Origin of the sequence: Rhizobium sp. YJ-22, from assembly GCF_029601685.1 — a bacterium.
In the GTDB taxonomy this organism is placed as follows: Bacteria; Pseudomonadota; Alphaproteobacteria; order Rhizobiales; family Rhizobiaceae; genus Metarhizobium.
In genome coordinates, this window is record NZ_JARRIR010000002.1 from 623,975 (window position 1) to 649,369 (window position 25,395).

The 25,395-nt window shown below is 63.2% G+C and carries 28 protein-coding genes; 8 read left to right on the plus strand and 20 right to left on the minus strand.

What is annotated here, in order from left to right; all coding sequences use genetic code 11:
* Positions 1–48 precede the first annotated feature (48 nt).
* Genes ureC through P7F60_RS07680 form a run of 7 tightly spaced genes read right to left on the minus strand, consistent with a single transcriptional unit; the run spans position 49 to position 4,600 of the window.
* A complete protein-coding gene (gene ureC, locus P7F60_RS07650) occupies positions 49–1,761 on the minus strand; it encodes an urease subunit alpha (RefSeq protein ID WP_277917110.1) in 1,713 nt (570 codons plus the stop codon).
* 4 nt (positions 1,762–1,765) lie between these two features.
* Entirely contained in the window at positions 1,766–2,431 is a 666-nt protein-coding gene (locus tag P7F60_RS07655) for a Urease operon accessory protein (RefSeq protein ID WP_277917214.1), read from the minus strand.
* Positions 2,428–2,850 carry a lysozyme inhibitor LprI family protein gene (locus P7F60_RS07660; RefSeq protein WP_277917111.1) on the minus strand — a complete coding sequence of 141 codons (423 nt, stop codon included), beginning with the start codon at positions 2,848–2,850 and terminating at the stop codon, positions 2,428–2,430. The genes P7F60_RS07655 and P7F60_RS07660 overlap by 4 nt, the downstream gene beginning before the upstream one ends.
* A gap of 26 nt (positions 2,851–2,876) precedes the next feature.
* Entirely contained in the window at positions 2,877–3,182 is a 306-nt protein-coding gene (locus P7F60_RS07665) for an urease subunit beta (RefSeq protein WP_277917112.1), read from the minus strand.
* A 10-nt stretch (positions 3,183–3,192) separates the two neighbouring features.
* Entirely contained in the window at positions 3,193–3,447 is a 255-nt protein-coding gene (locus P7F60_RS07670) for a DUF1272 domain-containing protein (protein WP_277917113.1), read from the minus strand.
* Positions 3,448–3,457: 10 nt separating this feature from the next.
* Complete coding sequence (locus P7F60_RS07675; RefSeq protein ID WP_277917114.1) at positions 3,458–3,760, minus strand: urease subunit gamma; 303 nt, start codon at positions 3,758–3,760, stop codon at positions 3,458–3,460.
* A 21-nt stretch (positions 3,761–3,781) separates the two neighbouring features.
* Entirely contained in the window at positions 3,782–4,600 is an 819-nt protein-coding gene (locus P7F60_RS07680; RefSeq protein WP_277917115.1) for an urease accessory protein UreD, read from the minus strand.
* 64 nt (positions 4,601–4,664) lie between these two features.
* Here P7F60_RS07680 and P7F60_RS07685 point away from each other — a divergent pair, with 64 nt between their 5' ends.
* Entirely contained in the window at positions 4,665–4,829 is a 165-nt protein-coding gene (locus tag P7F60_RS07685; RefSeq protein WP_277917116.1) for a hypothetical protein, read from the plus strand.
* A gap of 132 nt (positions 4,830–4,961) precedes the next feature.
* Here P7F60_RS07685 and P7F60_RS07690 read toward each other — a convergent pair whose 3' ends face one another.
* The 11 genes from P7F60_RS07690 to P7F60_RS07740 all read right to left on the minus strand — a co-directional run bounded on the left by P7F60_RS07690 (position 4,962) and on the right by P7F60_RS07740 (position 18,649).
* A complete protein-coding gene (locus P7F60_RS07690; RefSeq protein WP_277917117.1) occupies positions 4,962–6,086 on the minus strand; it encodes a branched-chain amino acid ABC transporter substrate-binding protein in 1,125 nt (374 codons plus the stop codon).
* Between the two features lie 115 nt (positions 6,087–6,201).
* Positions 6,202–6,546: a DUF6867 family protein gene (locus P7F60_RS07695; RefSeq protein WP_277917118.1), complete on the minus strand. Its 345-nt coding sequence runs from the start codon at positions 6,544–6,546 to the stop codon at positions 6,202–6,204.
* A 24-nt stretch (positions 6,547–6,570) separates the two neighbouring features.
* Positions 6,571–7,296: an ABC transporter ATP-binding protein gene (locus P7F60_RS07700; protein ID WP_277917119.1), complete on the minus strand. Its 726-nt coding sequence runs from the start codon at positions 7,294–7,296 to the stop codon at positions 6,571–6,573.
* The gene (locus tag P7F60_RS07705; protein ID WP_277917120.1) at positions 7,296–8,171 is read right to left on the minus strand and encodes an ABC transporter ATP-binding protein; all 876 of its coding nucleotides are present in this window, start codon (positions 8,169–8,171) and stop codon (positions 7,296–7,298) included. Before P7F60_RS07705 ends, P7F60_RS07700 begins: the two co-directional genes overlap by 1 nt.
* A complete protein-coding gene (gene livM / locus P7F60_RS07710; RefSeq protein ID WP_277917121.1) occupies positions 8,171–9,724 on the minus strand; it encodes a high-affinity branched-chain amino acid ABC transporter permease LivM in 1,554 nt (517 codons plus the stop codon). The genes P7F60_RS07705 and livM overlap by 1 nt, the downstream gene beginning before the upstream one ends.
* Positions 9,725–9,728: 4 nt before the next feature.
* Entirely contained in the window at positions 9,729–10,631 is a 903-nt protein-coding gene (locus P7F60_RS07715; RefSeq protein WP_277917122.1) for a branched-chain amino acid ABC transporter permease LivH, read from the minus strand.
* A 313-nt stretch (positions 10,632–10,944) separates the two neighbouring features.
* Positions 10,945–13,371 carry an FAD-dependent oxidoreductase gene (locus P7F60_RS07720; RefSeq protein ID WP_277917123.1) on the minus strand — a complete coding sequence of 809 codons (2,427 nt, stop codon included), beginning with the start codon at positions 13,369–13,371 and terminating at the stop codon, positions 10,945–10,947.
* A 152-nt stretch (positions 13,372–13,523) separates the two neighbouring features.
* Complete coding sequence (locus P7F60_RS07725) at positions 13,524–14,063, minus strand: sarcosine oxidase subunit gamma family protein (protein WP_277917124.1); 540 nt, start codon at positions 14,061–14,063, stop codon at positions 13,524–13,526.
* Between the two features lie 12 nt (positions 14,064–14,075).
* The gene (locus P7F60_RS07730; protein ID WP_277917125.1) at positions 14,076–17,036 is read right to left on the minus strand and encodes a sarcosine oxidase subunit alpha family protein; all 2,961 of its coding nucleotides are present in this window, start codon (positions 17,034–17,036) and stop codon (positions 14,076–14,078) included.
* Positions 17,033–17,311, minus strand: coding sequence for a sarcosine oxidase subunit delta (locus P7F60_RS07735; protein WP_277917126.1), 279 nt, complete (start codon positions 17,309–17,311; stop codon positions 17,033–17,035). The genes P7F60_RS07730 and P7F60_RS07735 overlap by 4 nt, the downstream gene beginning before the upstream one ends.
* An 84-nt stretch (positions 17,312–17,395) precedes the next feature.
* A complete protein-coding gene (locus P7F60_RS07740) occupies positions 17,396–18,649 on the minus strand; it encodes a sarcosine oxidase subunit beta family protein (protein ID WP_277917127.1) in 1,254 nt (417 codons plus the stop codon).
* 37 nt (positions 18,650–18,686) lie between these two features.
* Here P7F60_RS07740 and P7F60_RS07745 point away from each other — a divergent pair, with 37 nt between their 5' ends.
* From P7F60_RS07745 to P7F60_RS07760, 4 genes are all read left to right on the plus strand, one after another.
* Positions 18,687–18,983 carry a hypothetical protein gene (locus P7F60_RS07745; protein ID WP_277917128.1) on the plus strand — a complete coding sequence of 99 codons (297 nt, stop codon included), beginning with the start codon at positions 18,687–18,689 and terminating at the stop codon, positions 18,981–18,983.
* A complete protein-coding gene (cysQ, locus tag P7F60_RS07750; RefSeq protein WP_277917129.1) occupies positions 18,977–19,750 on the plus strand; it encodes a 3'(2'),5'-bisphosphate nucleotidase CysQ in 774 nt (257 codons plus the stop codon). The genes P7F60_RS07745 and cysQ overlap by 7 nt, the downstream gene beginning before the upstream one ends.
* Before the next feature lie 135 nt (positions 19,751–19,885).
* Positions 19,886–20,926, plus strand: coding sequence for a DUF2793 domain-containing protein (locus P7F60_RS07755; protein WP_277917130.1), 1,041 nt, complete (start codon positions 19,886–19,888; stop codon positions 20,924–20,926).
* Between the two features lie 153 nt (positions 20,927–21,079).
* Positions 21,080–21,766: a sugar transferase gene (locus P7F60_RS07760; protein WP_277917131.1), complete on the plus strand. Its 687-nt coding sequence runs from the start codon at positions 21,080–21,082 to the stop codon at positions 21,764–21,766.
* Positions 21,767–21,804: 38 nt separating this feature from the next.
* On the opposite strand, the gene P7F60_RS07765 is transcribed toward P7F60_RS07760, so the two are convergent.
* A complete protein-coding gene (locus P7F60_RS07765; protein WP_277917132.1) occupies positions 21,805–22,455 on the minus strand; it encodes a LuxR family transcriptional regulator in 651 nt (216 codons plus the stop codon).
* 464 nt (positions 22,456–22,919) lie between these two features.
* Between P7F60_RS07765 and P7F60_RS07770 the strand changes: the two genes are divergently transcribed.
* Both P7F60_RS07770 and P7F60_RS07775 read left to right on the plus strand, forming a co-directional pair.
* Positions 22,920–23,195, plus strand: coding sequence for a DUF1153 domain-containing protein (locus P7F60_RS07770; RefSeq protein ID WP_018327815.1), 276 nt, complete (start codon positions 22,920–22,922; stop codon positions 23,193–23,195).
* Between the two features lie 138 nt (positions 23,196–23,333).
* Positions 23,334–23,612, plus strand: coding sequence for a GNAT family N-acetyltransferase (locus P7F60_RS07775; protein ID WP_277917133.1), 279 nt, complete (start codon positions 23,334–23,336; stop codon positions 23,610–23,612).
* A gap of 202 nt (positions 23,613–23,814) precedes the next feature.
* On the opposite strand, the gene P7F60_RS07780 is transcribed toward P7F60_RS07775, so the two are convergent.
* Positions 23,815–24,165 (minus strand): flagellar export protein FliJ, encoded by a 351-nt coding sequence (locus P7F60_RS07780; RefSeq protein ID WP_277917215.1) that lies wholly within the window; start codon positions 24,163–24,165, stop codon positions 23,815–23,817.
* Positions 24,166–24,606: 441 nt separating this feature from the next.
* On the opposite strand from P7F60_RS07780, the gene ctrA reads away from it, so the two are divergent.
* Positions 24,607–25,308, plus strand: a complete 702-nt coding sequence (gene ctrA / locus P7F60_RS07785; protein WP_109457174.1) for a cell cycle two-component system response regulator CtrA — start codon at positions 24,607–24,609, stop codon at positions 25,306–25,308.
* The last annotated feature ends 87 nt before the right edge of the window (positions 25,309–25,395 follow it).

A 25,395-nucleotide genomic window follows, 5' to 3' on the forward strand; every position in this document is an offset into this window, starting at 1 on the left:
CGCATGGACGTGGCCGGCCGGTTGCTCAAATTCCGGCAGGCGCGGCTCTTAGAACAGGAAATAACGCTGCGCCATCGGCAGCACGGTGGCTGGCTCGCAGGTCAGCAATTCGCCGTCAGCGCGCACCTCATAGGTCTCCGGGTCGACCTCGATATGCGGTGTCAGGCTGTTGTGGATCATCGACGCCTTGCCGATGCCGCCGCGCACATTCTGAACCGGCAGCATCTGTTTGGCGGTGCCGAGCCGGTTCTGCAGCCCGTTGTCGAGCGAGGACTGCGACACGAAGGTGACGGAGGAGTTGGTAAGGTTCTTGCCGAGGGTGGCGAACATCGGCCGGTAATGCACCGGCTGCGGTGTCGGGATCGAGGCGTTCGGATCGCCCATGGGTGCCGCGGCGATCGAACCGCCGAGCAGGACCAGATCCGGCTTAACGCCAAAGAAGGCCGGGTTCCAGATCACCAGGTCGGCGCGCTTGCCGATCTCGATTGAGCCAATTTCCTTGCTCAGGCCATGGGCGATGGCCGGGTTGATCGTATATTTGGCAATGTAGCGCTTGGCGCGAAAATTGTCGTTGTCGCCGGTCTCTTGCTTCAGCCGGCCGCGCTGGCGCTTCATCTTGTCGGCCGTCTGCCAGGTGCGGATCGCCACTTCGCCGACGCGGCCCATGGCCTGGCTGTCGGAGGAGATGATCGAGAAGGCGCCGATATCGTGCAAGATATCCTCGGCCGCGATGGTCTCCTTGCGGATGCGGCTTTCGGCAAAGGCGATGTCCTCGGGAATCGACGGCGACAGGTGATGGCAGACCATCAGCATGTCCAGATGCTCGGCCAGCGTATTGACGGTATAGGGTCTCGTCGGGTTGGTCGAGGAAGGGATGACGTTCGGCTGGCCGCAGATGCGGATGATGTCGGGCGCATGGCCGCCGCCCGCGCCTTCGGTGTGGAAGGCATGGATGGTGCGGCCTTTCAGCGCCGCGATGGAATCCTCCACGAAACCGCTTTCGTTCAGCGTGTCGGTGTGGATCATCACCTGCACGTCGTATGCATCGGCAACGCTCAAACAACAATCGATGGCTGCCGGCGTCGTGCCCCAGTCCTCGTGCAGCTTCAGCGAGGTGGCGCCGGCCAGCACCATCTCCTCCAGCGCCGCCGGCAGCGATGCATTGCCCTTGCCGGCAAAGGCGAGGTTCATCGGCAGCGCATCCGCCGCCTCGATCATCCGGGCGATGTGCCACGGCCCCGGCGTGCAGGTGGTGGCGAGCGTGCCATGCGCCGGGCCGGTGCCGCCGCCGAGCATGGTGGTGAGGCCGCTCACCAGCGCCTCCTCGATCTGCTGCGGGCAGATGAAATGGATATGGCTGTCCATGCCGCCGGCGGTGACGATCTTGCCTTCCCCGGCAATCACTTCCGTGCCCGGCCCGACGACGATGGTGACGCCGGCTTGGGTATCCGGGTTGCCTGCCTTGCCGATGGCGACGATGCGCCCATCCTTCAGCCCGATATCGGCCTTGACGATGCCCCAATGGTCGAGAATGACCGCATTGGTGATGACGGTATCGACCGCGCCCTCGGCGCGCGTCACCTGGCTCTGGCCCATGCCGTCGCGGATGACCTTGCCGCCGCCGAATTTCACCTCGTCGCCATAGGCGGTGAAATCCTTCTCCACCTCGATGAACAGATCGGTGTCGGCCAGCCGCACCTTGTCGCCGGTCGTCGGTCCGAACATATGGGCATAGGCGGCGCGGGACATCTTGTAGGGCATGGGATTACCTCACGGGTTCGGAAGAGGAATGCGAAAGAACGGAAGCGCCGAGAAGGCTGTCGATGCGCGACAGCCGGCCGGCCGCGACATGCGCCTCCACCCAGGCGCGCTCGGCGGCGAAGGGATGCCATTCCCAGCCCTGATGCCCGAAGCCGGCAAGGCAGACGGCGTCCTGCGCGAAGACCGGCGACGACAGCACATGCGCAATCGTCACCAGCCCGCTGGAAGGCACGACATAAGGCGGCGGCGCATGAACCGCCAGTTCCACCTCCAGCGCCTCATGGCAGGCGCGGGAGAGCACGAGATGCGCCTTGCCGTGTGCGGCGGCGATGCCGGCGAAACCGGCGGTATAATCGTCGCAGAAATCGTCGAGATCGGGATGGCTGCGCGACAGCGGTTCACGCATCGCGGCGAATTTTTCCGGGTCGCGCACGCACCAGATGGCGGCGGCGGCACGCACCGGCGGGCTTCCCGCCCAGCCGGTCTGCGCCATCGCCTTGCCCGGCCGGCCGGTGTTGCATACCGCAACGATATCCGTGCGGCTGCCACCGGCCCCGACCGAGCGGCAATCGTTGAAACGGATCACCAGATCGGCGGCATCGATCAGGCCCGCAGCACCTTCCGGCACGGAGCCATTGCCGACGATCATGATCCGCCGGGCGGCCATCAGTTGTTTTGCCCTTCCGCCAGTTCCTTCAGTTCCTTTGTGCGGGCGCGCGTCAACTCCGCCTGGCATTGATAGATCAGCATCGGCTCCATCGTGCCCATATGTGCCTGAAAACCGTAGGCCGCGCATTGGCCGTCGCGATAATCCACCCAGGCGCGCTGCGCCTTCAGCAGTTGCTCCTCGGCGCCGCGCTGGTCGGCCTCGAAATCGGCGTCCATCTGGCGCATGGCGGCGCGGGTCTGCTTGTATTGCGCATTCAGCGCCGCATCGGCCTCGTCGAAATCCTGCGAGGCGCAGCCGGTCATCTCGACCTGCGTCTGCGCATTGTCGCAATCCAGCTCCGGCGCATCCTCCTGCGCCAGCGCCGGTAGCGGCAGGACGAAAAGGGTTATCAACCCCAGCGCCGCACCCCAGTTTTTCATGCGTATTCTCCCCGTTTATGGAATTTTCAGAGCTTGCCCATGACCTGCTGGCGGAAACCGTAGACCTCGCGCTTGCCCGAGATCGGAACGAGGGTGACGGTGCGCGTCTGGCCGGGCTCGAAACGCACGGCGGTGCCCGCCGGAATATCGAGGCGCATGCCGCGCGCTTTGTCGCGGTCGAAAAGCAAGCCGGCATTGGTCTCGGCGAAATGATAATGGCTGCCGACCTGCACCGGCCGGTCGCCGCTGTTGGAGACGTCGAGGCTGACGGTCGGCTGGCCGGCATTGAGTTCGATGTCGCCGCTGGCGGCGATGATTTCTCCGGGAATCATGTCGGTCTCCTCATGCGGCCTGGCCGGGCGGGCAGCCCTCGGCCTTCAGGATGCGTTTGGTCGAGGCGGGATACTTGGCAAGCAAACCCGCCGGGCGCACCGGCCGACGCACGAATTCGCCGCCGCAATTTGGGCAATCACCGCCGAGCTTGTTGGTCACGCAATCGGCGCAGAAGGTGCATTCGAAGGTGCAGATCATCGCGTCCGGGCTGTCGGGGGCGAGGTCGCGGTCGCAGCATTCGCAATTGGGGCGCAGGTCGAGCATGGCCGCCTCCTCAGCGGATCGGTTCGTGAACGGTCACCAGCTTGGTGCCGTCGGGGAAGGTCGCTTCCACTTGCACGTCATGGATCATCTCGGGAATGCCCTCCATCACCTGCGCGCGGGTCAGGACATGCGCGCCCGCCTCCATCAGCTCGGCGACAGAGCGGCCGTCGCGCGCGCCCTCGACGACGAAATCGGAAATCAGCGCGATCGCTTCCGGATAGTTCAGCTTGACGCCGCGTTCCAGCCGGCGGCGCGCCACCATGGCCGCCATGGAGATCAGCAACTTGTCTTTTTCCCTGGGCGTCAGGTTCATGTCCGCATCGCTCCCCTTCGTTCAGATGTTCCAGACTTTTGGCACGGGCGCGCCATTGCGCAAGATCGAAATCAGCGGGATCAAGGTTTTTCTGAGCGCGAACCCGTCTTCCGCCGAAAGCCTCACCACAAGCTTGTCGTTCCAGGCGCTGGCGCCGCCGAAAGCCTCGCCCATGCCCGCCCGAATGGCGGCGAGAAACGCCTCGGCCTTCGGGCCGCAATAGAGCATGGTGGCGAAAGCGATGCGGCCGGACAGCACGCCGGGCGCTGCGGCAAGCGACGCGACCGCACCATCGAGGCGGATATCTTCGGCATGGATCAATCGGCCGGCACGGCGGATGCGCCAGCGATCGGCAAACGCCCCGTTCCGCATCGTCTCGCCCATGGCGCGGCGACCGAGCAGCACCGCCTCAAGTCCCAGAAATTCCGCGCTCTCGTCCAGATCGACCTCCAGCCGCCGCGCCATGGCAGCGCGGTCGAACAGGATGGTTTCCTGCGGCAGCCAGTCGACGCGAGCACCTGCGGCAACCGCGATCCGTGTCGTCACCTCGGCCGTGCCGGCGGACGCCTTATAAATCTTCTCGCAGGCCTGCGTCGTCGCTGTCACATGGCAGTCGGCGCCGGCAGTCACGCCCCAGGCCATCTCATCGCCGCCAGTCAGCCCGCCCGACGTGTTGATGATCACCGCCTCCATCTCAGGCGAAAAGGTCTGCGGCAGGCGGATCTTGGCCGAACCCTCCTGGAAGAGTTCGGCCAGCCGCGTGCGCCCGTCAAACAGCTTGGCCGTCAGCCGTCCGACGCCGAAAGCGCGCTGCGGCCGGCTGATCGCCACCCCCGTCACACCCCATCTCCTGTCTTGCCGGACCGCATCGACTTGCCGTTCTCCATAGACATTTCCAGGAAAAATGCGCAGCGGTTTTCCGTCCGGAAATGCGAAAAAAGGACAGAGCGTTTTCGCGATTCGGAGAAAAGCGGAAATGCTCCAGGATCGTCGCAGCAAATTCCATGCCTGTCCGACCAACGTCAAGATCGAAGCGTATGACCGGCAGGCCAAGTTTGGGCATGCCTGAACAACGGGCATCGCGCCGCATATTTCATCACCTTGATTGCCGGACGGCGCATGAAAAAAGCCCGGCTGCGCGAGGCGGCCGGGCCGAATGGTGAGCGCGCCGGCACGAGGGCCGGCGCGGCAATCGCGCGAATTACTTCGCGTCGATTTCCGTATAGGTGTACTTGCCGTCGGAGCCCTTGCCCCACTTGTACATCACGTAGTCCGGGCGGGTGATGTCGCCCTTGGCGTCGAAGCCGAGATCGCCGATGGCGGTCTTGAACGGGCCCTTGGCCTTGATGGCGTCGGCAACCGCCGTCGCATCGGTCGTGGATGCGGCCTTGGCGGCCTCAGCGATCACCTGCACGCCGGCATAGGAATACAGCGTGTAGGCTTCCGGCTCGAAACCGGCCTTGCGGAACTTCTCGACGAGGTCCTTGGCGGCCGGGTTCTTGCGCGGATCGGGCGCAAACGTCATCAGCGTGCCGTCGACGGCGTCGCCGGCGATCGAGGCCAGCTCGTTCGAAACGATGCCGTCGCCCGACATCATCACGGCGTTGAGGCCCTGGTCCTTCATCTGGCGCATGATCAGGCCGGCTTCGGTGTGCAGGCCGCCCCAGTAGACGAGCGAAACGCCGGCTTCCTTCATCTTGGCAACGAGGGCCGAGAAGTCCTTGTCGCCAGCGGTGACGCCTTCATAGATGGCCTCGGTGACGCCGGCGGCGTTCATGGCCTTCTTGGTTTCGTCGGCCAGACCCTGGCCATAGGTGGTCTTGTCGTGCAGGACGGCGATCTTTGCGTCCTTGAAATGCTGGGCGATGTAGCCACCGGCAACCGCACCTTGCTGGTCGTCACGGCCGCAGGTACGGAAGGTGTTCCACAGGCCGCGCTCGGTGAAGACCGGGTTGGTGGAGGCCGGCGTGATCTGCAGGATGCCGTTTTCGGCATAGACTTCCGAAGCCGGGATCGAAACGCCGGAGTTGAAGTGACCGATCACGAACTTGACGCCGTCGGCCACGAACTTGTTGGCCACCGAAACGCCCTGCTTCGGATCGGAAACGTCGTCGCCGAGCACGATCTTGATCTGTTCCCCGTTGATGCCGCCGGCAGCGTTGATATCGGCTGCGGCCTGCTCTGCGCCTTTCTGCAGCTGCGCGCCGAAGGCCGCGTTCGGGCCGGTCAGCGGGCCGCCGACGCCGATCAGGATATCGGCATAGGCTGTGCCGCCGAAAGCGACCATGGCGGTCAGTGCGACGGCCGACAGGAGAGACTTCTTCATATTGTTACTCCCATTTTTAAGAAAGCAGGTTTGAATTCGATTGCCCGCACGCAATACCCACCACGATTGCGCCGGTTGCGGCGGAGCCACCAATGCCCGATGAACTCGGGTCTCGTTATTTTGCGCGCCACGAAAAGGGCGATGCCTTCTCGTAGAGCCAGTAATAGTTGTTCGCCATCTGCCGGGTCCGGTAGTAGCGGTAACCAGCGGTAGAGAACAACAAAAGCACGATCGTGTCCACGACGTAGTATTGCAGGGTAAACATGGTGCCCGCAAACAGCGCATGATGGACGAAGCGGATGCCGATGCCGAGCAGCAGCGTGTAAATGACCAGCGTTCGATAGGTCTGCCAGTTTTCGGCGACGCTTTTTCCCGTGCGCCAGGCCGTCCAGCCGCCGATGATGACGGTGATGAACAGGAACTGCAGGATGGACGGTTCTTCGTAGAGAATACCTTGCATGATGAAATCCCCTCGGGCTCGCCTTCAGTGGCGGCCGCCCTCCAGATAGGCCGCGCGCACTTCCGGATTGGCCAGCAATTCCTGGCCCGATCCGCTCATCGTCACCCGTCCGTTGACCATCACATAGGCGCGGTCCGAGAGTTTCAGCGCCGCAAAGGCGTTCTGCTCGACGAGGAAGACGGTGAGCCCCTCTTCCTTGTTGAGCTTCTTGATCGCCTCGAAGATGCTCTTGACGATCAGCGGCGCCAGACCCAGCGACGGCTCGTCCAGCAAAAGCAGCTTCGGACGCGCCATCAGCGCGCGCCCGATGGACAGCATCTGCTGCTCGCCACCCGACAACGTGCCGCCGCGCTGTGCCTGACGCTCCTTGAGGCGCGGGAACAGCGCGAAGATCTTCTCGACGTCTTCGTTGAAATATTTGAGGTTGTCGAGGCCGGCGCCCATCTGCAGGTTTTCGAACACCGTCATGCGCGGGAAGATGCGCCGCCCCTCGGGCGATTGCGCGATGCGCAGCCTTGCGATCTCGTGGGTCGGCATCTTGGTGATGTCGTGGCCCTCGAAGACGACCGAGCCGTGGCGCGCCTGCGGGCTGCCGCAGATGGTCATCATCAGCGTCGACTTGCCGGCGCCGTTGGCGCCGATCAGGCTGACGATCTCGCCCTTGTTGACCTCGACGCTGACGCCGCCGAGCGCGCGGATATTGCCGTAGAACGTCTCGACGTTCTGCACTTTCAGAAGCGTTTCGGCCATCAGTTCACGCCTCCATCGAGGGACTCGACTTCGGAAATCACCTCTTCAACCTCATCGTCTTCCACACCCAGATAGGCCGCGATGACCTTGGGGTCGTTCTTCACATGCTCGGGCGTGCCATCCGAAATCTTCTGGCCGTATTCGAGAACCACGACGTGGTCGGAAATTTCCATGACCACCGACATGTCGTGCTCGATGAGCAGCAGCGAGGTGCCGCTATCGGCACGAATGCCGCGCAATAACTCGTTGAGGGCCAGCGATTCGCGCGGATTGAGGCCTGCGGCCGGCTCGTCGAGGCACAGCAGCTCCGGGCCGGTGCACATGGCGCGGGCGATCTCCAGGCGGCGCTGGGCGCCGTAGGAGAGATCACCGGCCGGGTCGTCGGCGCGGTCGATCAGGTCGGCCTTTTCCAGCCAGAAGCTGGCGAGCTCGATCGCTTCCTTCGCCGCCTTCTTGTAGCCTGGCAGGCCGAGAAGGCCGAGGATGGTGAAGCCCGAGGCCAGCATCAGCTTGTTGTGCTGGGCGACCAGCAGGTTTTCCAGCACCGTGAGGCCGGAAAACAGGCGGATGTTCTGGAAGGTGCGGGCCACCTTTGCATATTTGGTGATCTCGAAATCCGGCAGGCGCTCCAAAAGGTACTGCTTGCCGGACTTCTGGTTGAGCGTGATCATGCCCATCGTCGGCTTGTAGAAGCCGGTGATGCAGTTGAAGACGGTGGTCTTGCCTGCCCCGTTCGGGCCGATCAACGCGGTGATGTCGCCGCGTTTGGCCTCGAACGAGAAGTCGTTGATCGCCATCAGCCCGCCGAAGCGCATCGACAGATGTTCGACCTTGAGGATCGTATCGTTGTTCATCGCATTCGCTCCGGAGGACATCAGCCGTGCCCTTCCTTGGTAAAGCTGCCGGAGACCACCTTGCGCTCCCTCAGGAAGGCGGTCGGCTCACGGCTTCCGACGAAGCCACGCGGTTTCCAGACCATCACCACCACCATGGCGATGCCGAAAAGCAGCATGCGATAGAGTTCCGGCGTGAAATCGTCGCCGAAGATATTTTTCAGGAATTCCAGCTCGCGCAGGATTTCCGTGCCGCCGACCATGACGGCCGCCGCAATCGCGATGCCGACCAGCGAACCCATGCCGCCGAGAACCACGATGGCGAGAATCACGGCCGATTCGAGGAAGACGAAGGATTCGGGCGAGACGAAACCCTGGCGGGCGGCGAAGAAAGAGCCGGCGAAACCGCCGAACATCGCACCCGTGGCAAAGGCCGTGAGCTTGGTGGTCACCGTGTTGATGCCGAGCGAGCGGCAGGCGATCTCGTCCTCGCGCAAGGCTTCCCAGGCACGCCCGATCGGCATGCGCCGCAGGCGGATGGTGACGAAGGCCGTCAAGAGCGCCAGCGCCAGGATCAGGTAGAACAGGAAGATCTTGTAGTAGGCGGAGGACATCGGCAGGCCGAAGGCCTTGGCGAAATTGTTCGGCGCCGAGACGTCGAAGGACCAGATGCCGAAGACGGACGCCTTGGCGACGCCGGAAATACCGGCCGAGCCCTTGGTGACCTCGGTCCAGTTGAGCAGCACGAGGCGGATGATTTCCCCGAAGGCCAGGGTCACGATGGCGAGGTAATCGCCGCGCAGGCGCAGCACGGGGAAGCCGAGGATCATGCCCCAGAAGGCGGCGAGAATGCCGGCCATCGGCAGCAGGATCCAGAAGGACAGTCCGAACTTGTCCGACAGCAGCGCATAGGAATAGGCGCCGACCGCGTAGAAGGCGACATAACCGAGATCGAGCAGGCCGGCGAGGCCGACGACGATGTTGAGCCCCCAGGCGAGCATCACATAGATGAGGATCTGGATTCCGAAGTTATCGACCCATTTCAGCGAGCCCTGCGCCCCGAAGATCGCGACCATGACGATAGGATAGAGCAGCAGCGCCACGATGGCGAGCTTGGCGAAATGCGCCTGGATGAACGGCCGGAACAGATAGAAAACCGCCGCCAGCACATAGATGATCGCCGCACCGCGCAGGATCGTCACATAGGCCGCCCCGGTCGGCGACAGCGAGGCGCCGAGGAAAGGCAGAGCGACCGCCAGCACTAGCGCGATAGCGACGAACGGCAGGCGGAAGAAGCTCGAGGCAATGCTGTCAGCCTCGCCCTCGGCCGCCTGGATCGCCTTGCGCGAGGCCATCATCGGCTGGATATAGGCGACCATGACGAAGCGGCCGATCATGGCGAGGATCACGAAGATCGCCAGCAGTCCCCAGCGCTGCACCAGCACCAGCTCGTTGTGGATGTTCTGATCGGTCTTCAGACCGATGAACAGAACGAACAGGCCGAGCGCGATCACGCCGGCATAAAAGGCCTCGCGGAAAGCCCGCGCCGTCAGGTTCCCGGCGGCGTTGTCTTGATTGGACATCGTATTTGCCATGGGTTCAGACCTTCTCGACTTCCGGACGCCCGAGGATGCCGGACGGCTTGAAGATCAGCACGATCGCCAGGATCGAGAACGTCGCCACATCCTTGTAGGCGATGGAGAAATAGGCAGACCACAGCGATTCGATCAGGCCGATCAGCAGACCGCCGAGAACGGCGCCCGGCAGCGAGCCGATGCCGCCGAGAACGGCCGCCGTGAAAGCCTTGACGCCGGGAATAAAGCCATCCGTGAAGGTGACGACGCCGTAATACATCAGGTACATGGTGCCGGCGACCGCCGCGAGCGCCGCGCCCATGATGAAGGTGACGGAGATGGTGCGGTCGACGTCGACGCCGAGCAGCGCCGCCATCTTGCGATCCTGTTCGGTCGCCCGCTGAGCGCGTCCCAGCGGCGTGCGATGCACGATGTACCAGAAGACTGACAGGAGCACGACGGTGATGACGATGATGATCACCTGCTTCAGCGAAATTGACAGGCCGAAGACGTTATAGACCGTGGAAACCAGCGGCGGGATCGGCTTGTTGCGCGGACCTTGCGTCACCTGGATGAAGTTCGACAGCGCGATCGACATGCCGATGGCAGTGATCAGCGGCGCCAGGCGGAACGAGCCGCGCAGCGGGCGATAGGCCACTTTTTCGATGGTCCAGTTCCACAATCCCGCCATAAGCATCGCTATGATCAGCATCACCAGCAATGCCACGACCACCGGCACGCCGGCAAACAGACCCGTGAGGATGAGGTAGACGATCAGCGCGGCGAAGCCGCCGAGCATGAAGATATCGCCATGGGCGAAATTGATCATGCCGATGATACCGTAAACCATCGTATAGCCGATGGCCACCATTCCATAGATGGAACCGAGAGTCAGCCCGTTGATGAGCTGCTGCGTAAAATACTCCATTGCATTTCCCCTGGATGCGGTTTTTGTTTTTACTCGCATCTCTTGTATGAATTTCCCTTATGGGAATTATCGTATTTTGAAATCCATACCGCTTTCGATGAAAATGTGAAGCCTAAAAGCGGGCAAGCGAAGAGAAAACGCGCCTTTGCGCACAGCCTCGCGCAAGATGGCGCAAATCGACATGGCGCGTTTCAAAATGCGCCATCGCAGCTTCGACTTTCGTCTAATCCGCCCCGCGCCGGAACACCGAAAACATAAGGCGCCGGCGATGACTCGCCGGCGCCTTATGAAGATCCGAAAATAAATTAACCGCTCAGGCGCGCATGCGCGAACCGTTGGCATCGAACAGCGCGACTGGTTGGCGCCGCGCCGGCAGCATCTCGCCGAGCAGCTCGATGCTCCAGCCGTCGATCTCGTCGGCGATCTCCTTCGGCACGTAACCGAGCGCCACCGAGACGCCGGAGGCATGGGCATAGCCGCCCGATGTCACCCAGCCGCGCACTTGGCCATTAAACGAGATCGGCTCGTCGCCGATGACGTCGGCGTCCTTTGCGTCGATGACGAAGGTGCGCAGGCGCAGCGTTCCACCGGAAGCTTTTTCGGCGATCGCCGCCTGTTTGCCGATGAAATCGGCCGGCTTGTCCAGCGCCACAAAGCGCGAGAGCCCGGCTTCCAGCGGGCCGTAGAGCGGGCGGTACTCGCGCGACCAGCTTCCGAAAGACTTGTCGAGGCGCAGTGCATTCAGGGCGCGAAGTCCGAACAGGCGGATGCCGAATTCCTGGCCTGCCTCCATCAGCGCGTTGAAGACATAGCGCTGATATTCCGGCTTCATCCAGATTTCATAGCCGAGATCGCCGGTATAGGAGACGCGTCCGACGATGGTCTTCGCCATGCCGAGATCCATACGACGGATATCCATGAACTTGAATGCGGCGTCCGAGAGGTCGAGATGGGTGAGTTTCTGCATCACCTCCCGCGCCTTCGGGCCGGCAACCGACAGGCCGACGAGGCCGAGATTGAGCGGTTCGACGTTCACCGAACCGTCGGCCGGCAGATGCTGCTCGAACCAGCGCATATGATAATCCTCGGCGATGCCGGAACCGATGACGAGGAAGTCCCCTTCCCCGAGCTTGGCCAGCGTAAAGTCGCCGATCAGCTTGCCGTCGTCCTTCAGCATCGGCGCCAGCACCATGCGGCCGATGGCGGGAATGCGGGCGGCGAGCAGCCGGTCGAGCCAGGCTTCCGCGCCTGGGCCGCTGACCTTGTATTTGGCGAAGCCGGAGGTTTCCATCAGGCCGACGCTGTCGCGCACGGCTTTCGCTTCCGCGCCGACCGCCTCGAAATCCGTCGAGCGCCGCCAGGAGAATTTATCCGTCGCGCCATCCGGCGAGAACCACAGCGGGCTTTCCAGCCCGTAGGAGGCGCCGAACACCGCGCCGGCCTCCTTAAGCCGGTCGTAGATCGGCGTGGTCAGCAGCGGGCGGGCGCCGGGCAGTTCCTCGTTCGGATAGCGGATCGAGAAGCGGCGCGAATAGTTTTCGCGCACCTTGGCATTGGTATAGGCGAGCGTCGCATAATCGCCGTAGCGGCAGACATCCATGGCGAAGACGTCGAAACCGGGATCGCCGTGGATCATCCAGTTGGCGAGCGCCAGCCCCACGCCGCCGCCCTGCGAAAAGCCGGCCATGACGGCGCAGGCCGACCAGAAATTGGTCATGCCGCGCACCGGCCCGACCAGCGGATTGCCGTCCGGCGAGAAGGTGAAGGGGCCGTTGATGATGCGGCGGATGCCGGCCTTATTGAAGGCCGGGAAATGGCGAAAGCCGACTTCCAGCTCGCCGGTGATGCGCTCGATATCTTCGGCCAGCAGTTCATGGCCGAAATCCCAGGGCGTGGTGATCGGCGACCACGGGCGGCAGTCCTTTTCATAGGTGCCCATCAGCATGCCGTTGCGTTCCTGGCGGATATAGATCTCGCCGTCGAAATCGACGCAATGCATCAATTCCTTGCCGGTCGTCCGGTTGAAGTCGATGACCTCGGGCATGTCCTCGGTAATCAGATACATGTGTTCCATGGCGAGAACCGGCAGTTCCAGCCCGACCATGCGCCCGACTTCGCGCGCCCAGAGGCCGGCGGCATTGACGACATGCTCGGCGCGAATCTCGCCCTTGTCGGTGATCACCCGCCAGGTGCCGTCGGCAAGCTGGACGAGATCCTCGACCTTGGTGTGGAGCTCGATCTCCGCACCGTTCTTCTTCGCCGACCTGGCATAGGCATGGGTGGTGCCGTAGGGGTCGAGATGGCCCTCATGCGGATCGAAAACCGCGCCGACGAACTGGTCGGGGTCGAGCAACGGCATCATCTCATGCGCCTCGCGGGCGGAGATCAGGGTCGCCTCGCCGCCGGCATATTTGCCCTTGGCAAGCAGCGATTTCATCCAGTCGAAGCGCTCGTTGGTGGCCGCCAGCATCAGGCCCGAGGTCATGTGCAGGCCGATATCCTGGCCGGAATAGTCCTCGATCTCCTTGTAGAGTTCGACCGTGTATTTCTGCAGCTTGGCGACGTTCGGATCGCCGTTGATGGTGTGCATGCCGCCGGCGGCATGCCAGGTCGAGCCGGAGGTCAATTCGGAGCGCTCCAGCAGCACGACATCGGTCCAGCCGAATTTCGTCAGGTGATAGAGAACGGAACAGCCGACGACGCCACCACCGATGACGACGACCTTGGCATGGCTTTTCATGTGGGATTCTCCGAAACGGCGCGAGGAAACGGGACCGGCGCGCCCATGCGGGACGTTCCGGAGATCAGAAACCTAATGCGATTTTTCCGGGCTCAAAAGTCCGGCCTGCGAAGCGAAATGTCGCTTGCAACACATTCCATGTCCGGCGCGCGTCACGCGTCGTCGAATGCACTGGTCAGCGAGAATTCGCGACCCATCTCGACGATCTCCTCGAAGACGTCGTCGGCATAGGAGCGCGGCACCGCGATCTCGAAGGCATCCACCCCGACGCGCGCCACATTCGCCGCCACATGGCAGCACATCATCGCCGCCGCCCGACCGAGCGCGAAGACATCCGCATGCAGGTCGACGGCGATGCATTTCGCCAGGATGCGCCGGACATTCGGCCCGGCGATGCGCATCAGCACGGTGCCGTCGCTCTGGTCGACGACATGCGCCCCCCGCCCCGCCAGCGCGGCGAAGAGGGACTCTGCCAGCAGCGGCCCCGGCAGGCTTTGCGACACCGCCAGCCATTGCCCCGGCCCGACCGGGCGGAGACTCACCTCGGCCATGCCCGACAGCGCCTCGACCGGCCCACCGGCCAGCACCGAGGCGATGGCCGGACGGCGCAGCACCGTCAGGTGATCGGCATGGACGGGCCGGCCGAAATCGCCGATACGCTCTTCCAGGATATGACGCGGCATAAAGCTCATGAGGCCCGTCCTTTACTGATGCAGCTTGCTGTTGTCGGGATCGACGAAGACGGGCGAGCAGACCTCGGCAACGATCTCGTCATGGCCGCGCAGCTTGTCCCAGACCACGATCCGCTCGCCATAACGTTCGCGCCCGGATTTGAGCAGCGCCAAGCCAATCGAGCGGCCGAGCACCGGCGAGAAGCAGACCGACGTCACATGGCCCTGATCGTTGGCCATCGAGGGTTTTGCACCTTCCTTCAGCAGATGCGCGCCGGCCGTCAATTCCTTCGCCTTGTCGACGGGCCTGAGGCCGACCAGTTGCAGCCGGTCGGCGGCAGTGAGACCGAAACGGCTTGACAGGCGCTTGCCAATGAAATCCGGCTTGGAAGCGGCAAACATTTTTCCGAGGCCGAGATCGTCCGGCGTGGTGCGGCCGTCGATTTCCGCATGCGTCACATGGCCCTTCTCGATGCGCATGACGTTCAGCGCCTCGACGCCATAGGGGCAGATATCGTGCGGGCGGCCGGCCTCCATCAGCACATCGGCGACCGCCTCGCCATAATTGGCCGGCACCGCCAGCTCATAGGCAAGCTCGCCGGAGAAGGAGATGCGGAACAGCCGCGCCTTCAGCCCGCCCTTCAGCGTCACCGCCCGGGCGGCGAGGAAGGGGAAGGCTGCATTGGATACGTCGTCCTCGACGATCTTTTCCAGCACGAGGCGCGCCTTCGGCCCGACCAGCGACATCTGCGCCCATTGATCGGAGACGGAAACGAAACGCACGTCGAGGTTCAGCCACAATGCCTGGGCGCAGAATTCCAGATGCGCCATGGCCTCGGCCGCATAGGCCGTCGTCGTGGTGATCAGGAAATGATCCTCCGCGAAACGGCTGACTGTGCCGTCGTCATAGACCATGCCGTCCTCGCGCAGCATCAGCCCGTAGCGGGCGCGCCCGACCGGCAGCTTCAGCATGGCGTTGGAATAGACGCGGTTCAGGAATTCGGCGGCATCCTTGCCGAAGACCTCGATCTTGCCGAGCGTCGAGACATCGCAGAGGCCGACATTGGCGCGCACCACCAGCACTTCGCGGTCGACGCTCTGCCGCCAGCCCTTTTCGCCCGATTGCGGGAACCAGGCGGAGCGGAACCAAAGGCCGGCATCGACGAACTGCGCGCCGTTCTTCTTCGCCCAGCCATGCAGCGGCGAGGTGCGGGTTGGGCGGGCGCGTTCGGCGCGCGCCGTACCCGCCATCGCCCCGAAGGAGACGGGGGTATAGAAAGGCCGGAAGGTGGTGGTGCCGATCTTGGCCGGGCTGACGCCCCTCATGCCGGCGACGATGCCGACCGTATTGACATTGCCGAGCTTGCCCTGATCGGTCGCCATGCCCAGCGTCGTATAACGCTTGGTATGCTCGATATGGCCGAAGCCCTCGCGCTGGGCGAGGCTGAGATCCCTGACATGCACGTCGTTCTGGAAATCGACGAAGGCCTTGTCCTTGGCGCCCGGTACATACCAGAGCGGCGCGAAACCGGCGTCGTATTCGCCCTCGACCTCGGGAATCTCCGGCGCCGAAACGGGTTTTCCGAGCGCGGCCAGACAGTCCAGCGCCTTTGCCGCGCCGTCGCGCAGGCAATCGCCGATCCCGGAGAGACCGGCGGCCGAGCCGGCAAGCCGCAGGCGCGGCCCGACATCCGGCGCGACGAAGGCCTGGTGGTCTTCCGACCAGACCGGTTTTGCCCCGCGCTGGCAGGCGAGATGGATGACCGGCGACCAGCCGCCGGACATCAGCAGCGCATCGCAGTCGATGGTTTCCTCATGCCCCGAACGCTCGACCACCAGCCCCTCGATGCGGTGGCGTCCAAGCGTCTTTGTCACGCCGGCATTGACGATCATTCGGGTTCCCGCCGGCATGGCCTCGCAGGCGGAGGCACGGCCGTCAATGACAGCGGCGATCTCGGCTCCTTGGGATGCCAGGTCGCGCGCGGCCTGATAACCGCTGCCGCCATTGGTGAAGACGGCAACCTTGCGGCCGACGCCGACACCGAAACGGTTGAGATAGGTGCGCGCCGCACTCGCCATCATCACGCCCGGCCGGTCGTTGCCGCCAAAGACCAGCGGCCGCTCCTCTGCACCGGAAGCGAGGATCGCGGCCTTGGCGGCGATGCGCCACAGGCGCTCGACCGGCAGATCGGGTGAAGGATTGGCCAGATGTTTCTGGACCTTCTCGACCGCGCCAAAAACGTTGTCGTCATACCAGCCGAAAACGGTAGTGCGCGGCATCAGCGTCAGAGTGTCGAGGCTCGCCAGTTCCTGCAGCACATCGCGTACGAAATCGGCAGCGGCGGCATTGCCGATGGAGACGCGCTCCGACAGCAGCGAGCCGCCGAGCCGGAATCCTTCATCGGCGAGGATGACACGCAAGCCGGCGCGGGCGGCGGTCAGCGCCGCCATCAGTCCGGCGGGGCCGGCGCCGATCACCAGCAGGTCGCAATGCGCCCATGCCTTCTCGTAGCGATCCGGGTCCGCCTCCATCACCGCCCGGCCGAGACCGGCGGCGCGGCGGATGATCGGCTCATACACCTTTTCCCAGAAAGCGGCGGGCCACATGAAGGTCTTGTAGTAGAAACCCGCCCCGAGGAAGGGGGACAGCAAGCCGTTAATCGCGCCAAAATCGTGCTTCAGCGACGGCCAGCGGTTCTGGCTCTTCGCCACCAGCCCGTCATAGAGTTCCTGCACGGTGGCGCGGGTATTGGCTTCGCTGCGCGCGCCCGTGCCGATGGTCAGCAGTGCATTCGGCTCGGACGAACCTGCGGTGACGATGCCGCGCGGGCGGTGATACTTGAACGAGCGGCCGACCAGCAGCCGGTCGCTGGCGAGCAGCGCCGAGGCCAGCGTATCGCCCTCATAGCCGCGCAAGTCATCGCCGTCGAAACGGAAGCCGATGCCGCGGCTGCGATCCACCAACCCGCCATGGCTGAGACGAAACGCGCTCATGCTTCTTTCCTTTTCGCCCAATCCGCCGCATCGGTGACCCTGAAGACCTCATGGGAAAGATTGTCGCGCTCGACCACCAGCCAGCGGCGACAGCCGAGCGCATGGTGCCAATGCTCGACGATGCGGCCTTTCGGATTGTCGCGGATATGCACGTAGCGGTGCCAGCTCTCGTCCGAGGCGGTCGGTGCCGGGCGAACCGGCGAGGCGTCGCCGCGAATGGAAAATTCCTCCTTGGGGCGGAGGCCGCAATGGGGACAGGGGATCAGGCTTGCCATGCTCGTCTCATCTCGTATTGCAGGTCGAAGCATTTCCAGGAAAAGTGTGAAGCGGTTTTCCGGCTGGAAATGCGACAAAACAATCTAGTGCAAATTTGGCTGCGGGCCTTTGCCGCCCTCATCGATCGGAAAACCGCGCTCAAAACGGTCGAGGCGCAGGAAGCGGGCGACCGGATGGCTTTCGTTGCGGGCGATCAGATGCGCGAAGCAGAAGCCGGAGGCCGGCGTCGCTTTGAAGCCGCCGTAACACCAGCCGCAGTTCAGGTAGAGATTGTCGACCGGCGTGCGATCGATGATCGGAGAACCATCCATCGACATGTCCATCACCCCGCCCCAGGCGCGCAAGACGCGCACCCGCGACAGGCCGGGGATCAGCGCCACCCCCTCCTCCAGCGTATGCTCGACGGTCGCCAGATTGCCGCGCTGGGCATAGGAGGAATAATAATCGATGTCGGCGCCGAACACCAAACCGCCCTTGTCCGATTGCGAAATGTAGAAATGGCCGGCGCCATAGGTGATGACCTGGTCGATGGCCGGCTTCAGCCCTTCGGTGACGAAAGCCTGCAGCACATGCGTCTCGATCGGCAGCTCCAGATCGGCCATGCGGCCGACCGTGGTCGTATTGCCGGCCGCCGCCAGCGCCAGCTTGTTGCAGCCGATGAAGCCGCGCGTCGTCTCGACGCCGAGCACGCCGCCATCGGATCCACGGCGAATGCCGGTCACCTCGCAATGCTGGATGATATCGACGCCGCGCTCATCGGCCCCGCGCGCATAGCCCCAGGCGACGGCATCGTGCCGGGCCGTGCCGGCGCGCTTCTGGTAGAGGCCGCCGAGGATCGGGAAACGGGCATGGTCGAAATTGAGATAGGGCATCATCCGGCGCAGCTTCGCCCGGTCGAGCAACTCGGCCTCGACGCCATGAATCATCATCGCATTGCCGCGCCGCGCATAGGCGTCGCGCTGGCTATCGGAATGGAACAGGTTGACGATGCCGCGCTGCGACACCATCGCATTGTAGTTCAGATCCGTCTCCAGCCCTTCCCAGAGCTGCATCGACAGTTCGTAGAAGGGCTCGTTGCCTTCCAAGAGATAGTTGGAGCGGATGATCGTCGTGTTGCGCCCGACATTGCCGGAGCCGATATAGCCCTTTTCCAACACGGCGACATTGGCGATGCCGTGCTCCTTGGCCAGATAATAGGCGGTCGCCAGCCCATGGCCGCCACCGCCGACGATGATGACGTCGTAATGGGGCTTCGGCTCGGGTTCGCGCCAGGCGGGCTTCCAGTCGCGATTGCCCGAAAAGGCCTGTCGGAGAATGGAGAGAGCGGAGTAACGCATCGGCATTTCCATCGGTAGAATGGCCGCACCATTGCACATGAAGCCGAAACGACAAGTCTTGAAGCGGCAAAAAAATGTCGCGGCCGCACTCGCCGCCGGGCTGTGGGATTTCTGCATCGCAGCAGGCGAAAGCCTGTGCCGATTTTGCACGCCCGGCGCAGAATTCGTAACCTCGCGGACAAAAGCCGCCGAATTCCCTTCGCGCGATCCACGTCAAAGCGCTATGCAACGGACATGCCGCATCGAAAAGCCGGTTCGCCCTCCCTATATCAGCAAAGGCGTTCCGCTGCCGACCGCGGGCAAGACCGCCGGAGTTCATGAAAGTCCATGCTGACCGTTTTCGAAACCGCCGCGCTGGAAGCCGGGCGTGCCATCATCGAGATCTATCGCGCCGGCGCGACCGTCAGCCTCAAGCCCGACGCCTCGCCGGTAACCGAGGCCGACGAGCGCGCCGAAGCGATCATCCTCGGCCACCTCAAGGCGCATTTCCCGGAGATCCCCGTCGTCGCCGAGGAAAGCGTCGCCGCCGGCGTCATGCCCGATATCGCGGGGGAGGAATTCTTCCTTGTCGATCCGCTTGACGGCACCAAGGAATTCATCGCCCACAATGCGGATTTCACCGTCAACATCGCGTTGATCCGCGATGGCGCGCCGGTGGCCGGCATCGTGTATGCGCCGGCCCGCGATGTCGCCTATGTCGCCGAGGCCGGTCATGCCGAAAGGCTCGACATCGCGGATTTCCGCATTGTCGCCCGCCATCCGATCCATGCCCGCCTGCCGGGCACGCCGATCGTCGCCGTCGCCAGCCGTTCGCATCATTCGAGCGAGGTCGACAGCTTCCTCGATGCGCGCGGCATTTCCGGCTGTCGCTACAGCGGCTCATCGCTGAAATTCTGTCTGCTGGCCGAGGGCGAGGCCGATATCTATCCGCGCTTCACCCGCACCATGGAATGGGATACCGCCGCCGGCGACGCCATCCTGCGCGCCGCCGGCGGCATGACGCTCGGTTCGGAAGACAGGCCATTGCATTACGGCAAGACGAACGAAGCCGGCGAGCGTTTCTGCAACCCGCATTTCATCGCCTTCGGCCGCCGGCCGTAACCAATCTCCAGCAGAAGCATGAAGCGGTCTTCCAGCCGCAGACACGGCAAGAAAAGATAACGGGAATCGTCCCCTTCGATCCCCACACCGCCGTGGCGCCGCATACTCACGCCCTATCCTCTTACGGAGACCGGCATGAGCGAGCAGACCGAAAACCTTTCCCTCCCCTATATCCTGCCCTCGCAGGCACAAAAACACGTCACCCATAACGAGGCGCTGCAGCGTCTGGACGCCGTGGTCCAGCTCGTCGTCACGGCAGCGCTCAGCGCGCCGCCGCCCACGCCCGCCGAAGGCAAGGTCTATGCAGTGACCGCCACCGCCACCGGAGACTGGGCCGGGCAGGAGGGCAAGCTGGCGCTGCGCCAGGACGGCGCCTGGCTGTTCCTGCAGCCGCGCGCCGGCTGGCGGGCCTGGCGCGCCGATACGGCCGCGCCCGTTCTGCATGACGGCAGCGGCTGGGTGGAGCCGCCCTTGCCATCAAGCGGAACGATGCAGCAACTCGGCATCGCCACGGGGGCCGACGCCACCAACCGCCTGGCGCTGTCCTCGCCGGCGACGCTGCTGACCCATGCCGGCGCCGGCCACCAGCTCAAGATCAACAAGGCGTCGGTCGACGATACCGCGACGCTTTTGTTTCAGAGCGACTGGTCCGGCCGCGCCGAGATCGGCCTGGCCGGCGAGGATGCGCTGTCCTTCAAGGTCAGTCCCGATGGTGCAAGCTGGCGCACGGCGCTCGCCCTCACCGGCCACGGCCGCGTCCACCTGCCTCACCGACCGCTCGCCGAAGCAACCAGATCCGCCGGCAGCGCCATCCGTACCGATGGCGAGGCTGTCGGCTTTGACGGCCTGTCGCTGGCCCAGGGCGATGTCGCGCTCGGCGCCACCGTTCCCGGCGGCAGCGGGCTTCGGCTGCTGGTGCCGGAGACCGGCCTCTACCGCCTCGGGCTGACGCTCGCCTCCAGCGCTACAGCCGCCCATGGCGTCGATCTCCTACGCAATGGCAGCACAAGTCTGACGCGCATCCGCAAGATTTCCACCGCCGGCCTTGAGACCACCGCGTTTGCCGGCGCACTGGTTTCGTTGGCCGCTGGCGATTGGCTCAGCCTGTCTCATTTTGGCACATCGACGGTTCATTATGGCACAACCGGAACAAGGTTGCATATCGCACTCGAATAACAATCAAAAGGCGCAGTCCCGAAAGGGGCTAGATTCTCGGCGGCCGACCGGTCTTTTTGGGTTAATCCTTCGTTAACATGCTGGCGGCGTTCGCATAACCGTGCTTTACTCGCCGCCGACGAAAAGGCGCGTTTGTCGCGTATGAGGGCACCCTTGACAGTCAGCGATTTCCACAACCACGGCGATTGCCCCGGCGCGCGGTCGGGCTATCGGCCATCGCGCGCCGGCGGCCGGAGGCTGCAATTCGCCATCAAGCGATTGCTGGATCTGCTGCTGGCGGCGATGGGGCTGGTCGTGCTGCTGCCGCTGCTTCTGGCGCTCGCCGCCCTCATCCGGCTGGAAAGCCCGGGCTCCCCGGTCTTCACCCAGAAACGCTGGGGCCGGAACGGACGCGTCTTCAAGGTCTATAAATTCCGCTCGATGCACAGCGAACTCGGCGACCGCTCCGGCGTCACCCAGACAGTGCCCAACGATCCGCGGGTGACCCGTGTCGGCGCCGTCATCCGCCGCACCAATCTCGACGAGTTGCCGCAGCTTCTCAACGTGCTCAAGGGCGACATGTCGCTGATCGGCCCGCGCTGCCATGCGGTCGGCATGCTGGCGGCGGGCATGCCCTACGAGCTGCTCGTACCAGACTACCACGCCCGCCATGCGGTGCGCCCCGGGATGACCGGACTGGCGCAGATGCGAGGCCTGCGCGGCCCGACCGACCGCGCCGACCGGGCTCGCGCCCGCATCGCCGCCGATCTCTATTATGTGGAAAACTACTCGCTGCTGCTCGACCTGCACATCGCCGCCGGCACCATCGTCTCGGAACTGCGCGGCGGCAACGGCTTCTGAGCTGGCCTTGTTTTCGCATTTCCGGGCGGAACACCGCTTCAGAGCAGCCGGTAACGACAGGCGCGCGCAACCGCCTGCATGCGGTTGACCGCATCGAGCTTGCGCATCGCGCTTTTCAGATAGGTTGCGACGGTATGGGCGGAGATGTCGAGGATGATCGCGATCTCCTCGCTGCTCTTGCCCGCCGCCGACCAGCGCAGGCATTCGAGCTCGCGCCCGCTCAACCGCTCCAGCGGCTTCTCATCCCACTCGTCCTGCCGCCCGCAACCGTCGACGATCTGGTGAGCGCGATAGAGGAGTTGGCGCGCCTCCTCCGGCGACGGCGCGTCGCGCTCGCCCGACAGCGCCAGAATATGATGGCGCAGGCGCTGGTCGTGCAGGGAGAGCGCCCAGGTGGCGGACAGGCCATGGCCGGCAAACAGCGCCGGCAATTCGCCGGCCGCCGGGCTGCGGGTAAAGGCGTTGCGCAGGAAGACCGGCATGATCGTCTGCTTCAGATGCGCCACGAGATCGCAATCGCGGAAGGCGTCGCTGGCGTCGTAACGCTGGAGCAGCGCCGCCGGCCAGTTGCTCGCCAGACAGTTGCCGGAAAAATCCTGGCGGTCGCCCAGCGGAAAGCGGATCAGCAGATGATGGGAAAACCGGAAATCCCGCGCCAGCCGCGCAAGTTGCTCGGAGGCTCCGGACACGACCCCGTCTCCGCCGGCCTTCCTTGCGGCCGGCACCGACTCTGCTGGCATTGACATACTCCTTCAGGCATGCGCCGGCAGGAAAATGCCAACGCAAAAGAGGCGCGACACCCAGAATGGCGCGCACCGACAAAAAGCCACGTCCTTCAAAGCATAGAAAGACTGGAAAGCTGCATTGTTCGTGAAATTCGACAGGTATGTACAGCGCAAGCCACGCCGCTCGATTTCATGCTGCTCACACTATACTATCGAAACGCCCGGCAAAAATGCATTTTCCGCATGGTAGCCATGCATTTGCATCAAATTCGAACAATGCATTACCGGCAGCGTGCGACCCGCCGGGCTATAGCTTTGCGTGCTCAATCCGCCACATCCGTAAAATCCGCTGCAAAGGCTTAGGCAATTTTTAAATGTGGCAAGCTAGATTGCCCGCATATGGTCTTGAGTTTGTGTAGAGAGTGCCAATGACCGAAATGATACGTCCACGAGTGAAATATGTCATCGGCCCGGATGGCAGCCCGCTGACGATTGCTGATCTGCCCCCGGCCAATACGCGCCGTTGGGTGATCCGTCGCAAGGCGGAAGTTGTCGCAGCGGTGCGCGGTGGCCTGTTGAGCCTGGAGGAAGCCTGTGAGCGCTATACGCTCACCGTTGAGGAATTCCTGTCCTGGCAATCGTCGATCAACGATCACGGTCTGGCGGGCCTGCGCACCACGCGCATTCAGCAATATCGCCACTGACCTCCGGGGAAATCCGTTGTGGACCGGAAAGGCGGCTTGCCCGGACAGGGCAGGCCGCCTTTCGGCGTCTTGAACCCCGAAATCGACAAGCCGGATCGGGACAGATAGGATTGCCGCGAAAGCAGCAGGAGACATGGTATGGATATTCGCCTGGAGGGCAAGCCAAGCGGCGGCCGTTATGTCGCAACCGTCGACGGTCATGAAGCCGAGATGACCTTTTCGCGCAGCTCGCCGCAATTGATCATCGTCGATCACACCGGCGTGCCCGATGCCTTGCGCGGTCGCGGCGTCGGCCAGGCGCTCGCCGCCCATGCAATCGAGGCGGCCCGGGCCGGCGGCTGGAAGATCATTCCGCTCTGCCCTTTCATGCGCGCCCAGGTCGAGCGCCATCCCGAATGGCGCGACGTCATCAGCTAGAGCATTTCCGGTCGAAGCCAGTTCGCTTCGGCGTCGGCAGATGCGGTAAGAACAAAAGATAGAGCACTTCCGGGAGAGGGGGCGCCGCAACAACCGCAGACGGCAAAACACAGGCGCGGCGACTGCCGCCGCCACCGCCTGGTGTCTGTCGATATCCGCGAAGCCACCGGCCCGGAGAGGCCGGTGGAGCGCCCCGCGCCTCTTAGGCGCGGGCGCGCACCGCCAGATCGCGCTCCTCGAGCGCGGCGGCGCGGGCATGTTCGGACTGTGCCTCTTCCAGCGACAGTTCGGCCGCCTCCTGCTGCACCCGCAATTCCCGAATCGAAACCTGCAGATTGTCTGCCCGTTGCCGCGCCGCCTTGGCGAAGGTCGGATAGGCAAAATGATTCGGGTCCGAAATTCCCGATTTCTTTTCTTCGAGAACGATCTGGGTCTCCAGTTCCTTGGCCATTCTCTCGAATTCGGCCATCATCAACTGCAATTGCTGCAATTGACGACGTTTTTCGTTCACCTGAAACTCTTTCAGGCGAACATGGCTCTCACGCGATTTCATACGCAATACTCCCGTGATGCGAGACCCCGGCTCAACTCTTGGCCTGCCCGTCCCGATACGAACCGGATCGGGCGAAAAAAATTCATTCCGCGTTAATGAAAACCTACCGCTGGTAACCTTTCGTTTACGGGCATGATCGATGATACAGCCTATCATTTAAAGCTCGGTAAACACCAAGCGGGACGTGCAGAGCTTGTCGAATGGTTGAGTCAACTGAATCGGTTAGCGGAGTTTGTTGAAGCAGGAGTTGAGCGGCCTCGATTTCATATTCCCTTTGAAAAACATGCAAGTGGTATAAATTTTTAACGAACCAGATACGACTTGCCAGAGGGAATCAGAATTTGTTAACCATTTCGTGGCAGCTTTCAAATCAGGCAAAAACGGGCTCTGTGGCGCCTTTGAGGACGAAAGCGACCTTTAAGCGGCGGTAAGGGGATAATTATGCGGGTTCTACTCATCGAAGACGATAGCGCGACAGCGCAGAGCATCGAATTGATGCTCAAATCGGAAAGTTTCAACGTCTACACGACCGATCTCGGCGAAGAAGGCGTGGATCTGGGCAAGCTGTATGATTACGACATCATCCTGCTCGATCTCAACCTGCCGGACATGTCGGGCTACGAGGTGCTGCGCACCCTTCGCCTGTCGAAGGTGAAGACGCCGATCCTCATCCTCTCCGGCATGGCCGGCATTGAGGACAAGGTTCGCGGCCTCGGCTTCGGCGCCGACGACTACATGACCAAGCCCTTCCACAAGGACGAATTGGTGGCGCGCATTCATGCGATCGTCCGTCGCTCCAAGGGCCATGCGCAATCGATCATCTCGACCGGCGAGCTCATCGTCAACCTCGACGCCAAGACCGTCGAAGTCGGCGGCCAGCGCGTGCATCTGACCGGCAAGGAATATCAGATGCTGGAGTTGCTCTCGCTGCGCAAGGGCACGACGCTGACCAAGGAAATGTTCCTGAACCACCTCTATGGCGGCATGGACGAACCCGAACTGAAGATCATCGACGTCTTCATCTGCAAGCTGCGCAAGAAGCTGGCCAATGCCGCCGGCGGCGCCAACTACATCGAAACCGTCTGGGGCCGCGGCTATGTGCTGCGCGAGCCCGACGGCAGCGATTACCTCGAAACGGCCTGATCCCCGCGCCTCCAGGCCGCCGCCCGAATTCGATCCTGTCCGCGAGAGCGGGCAGGATTTTTGTTTTCCACAACCTCCCCTTTCAGG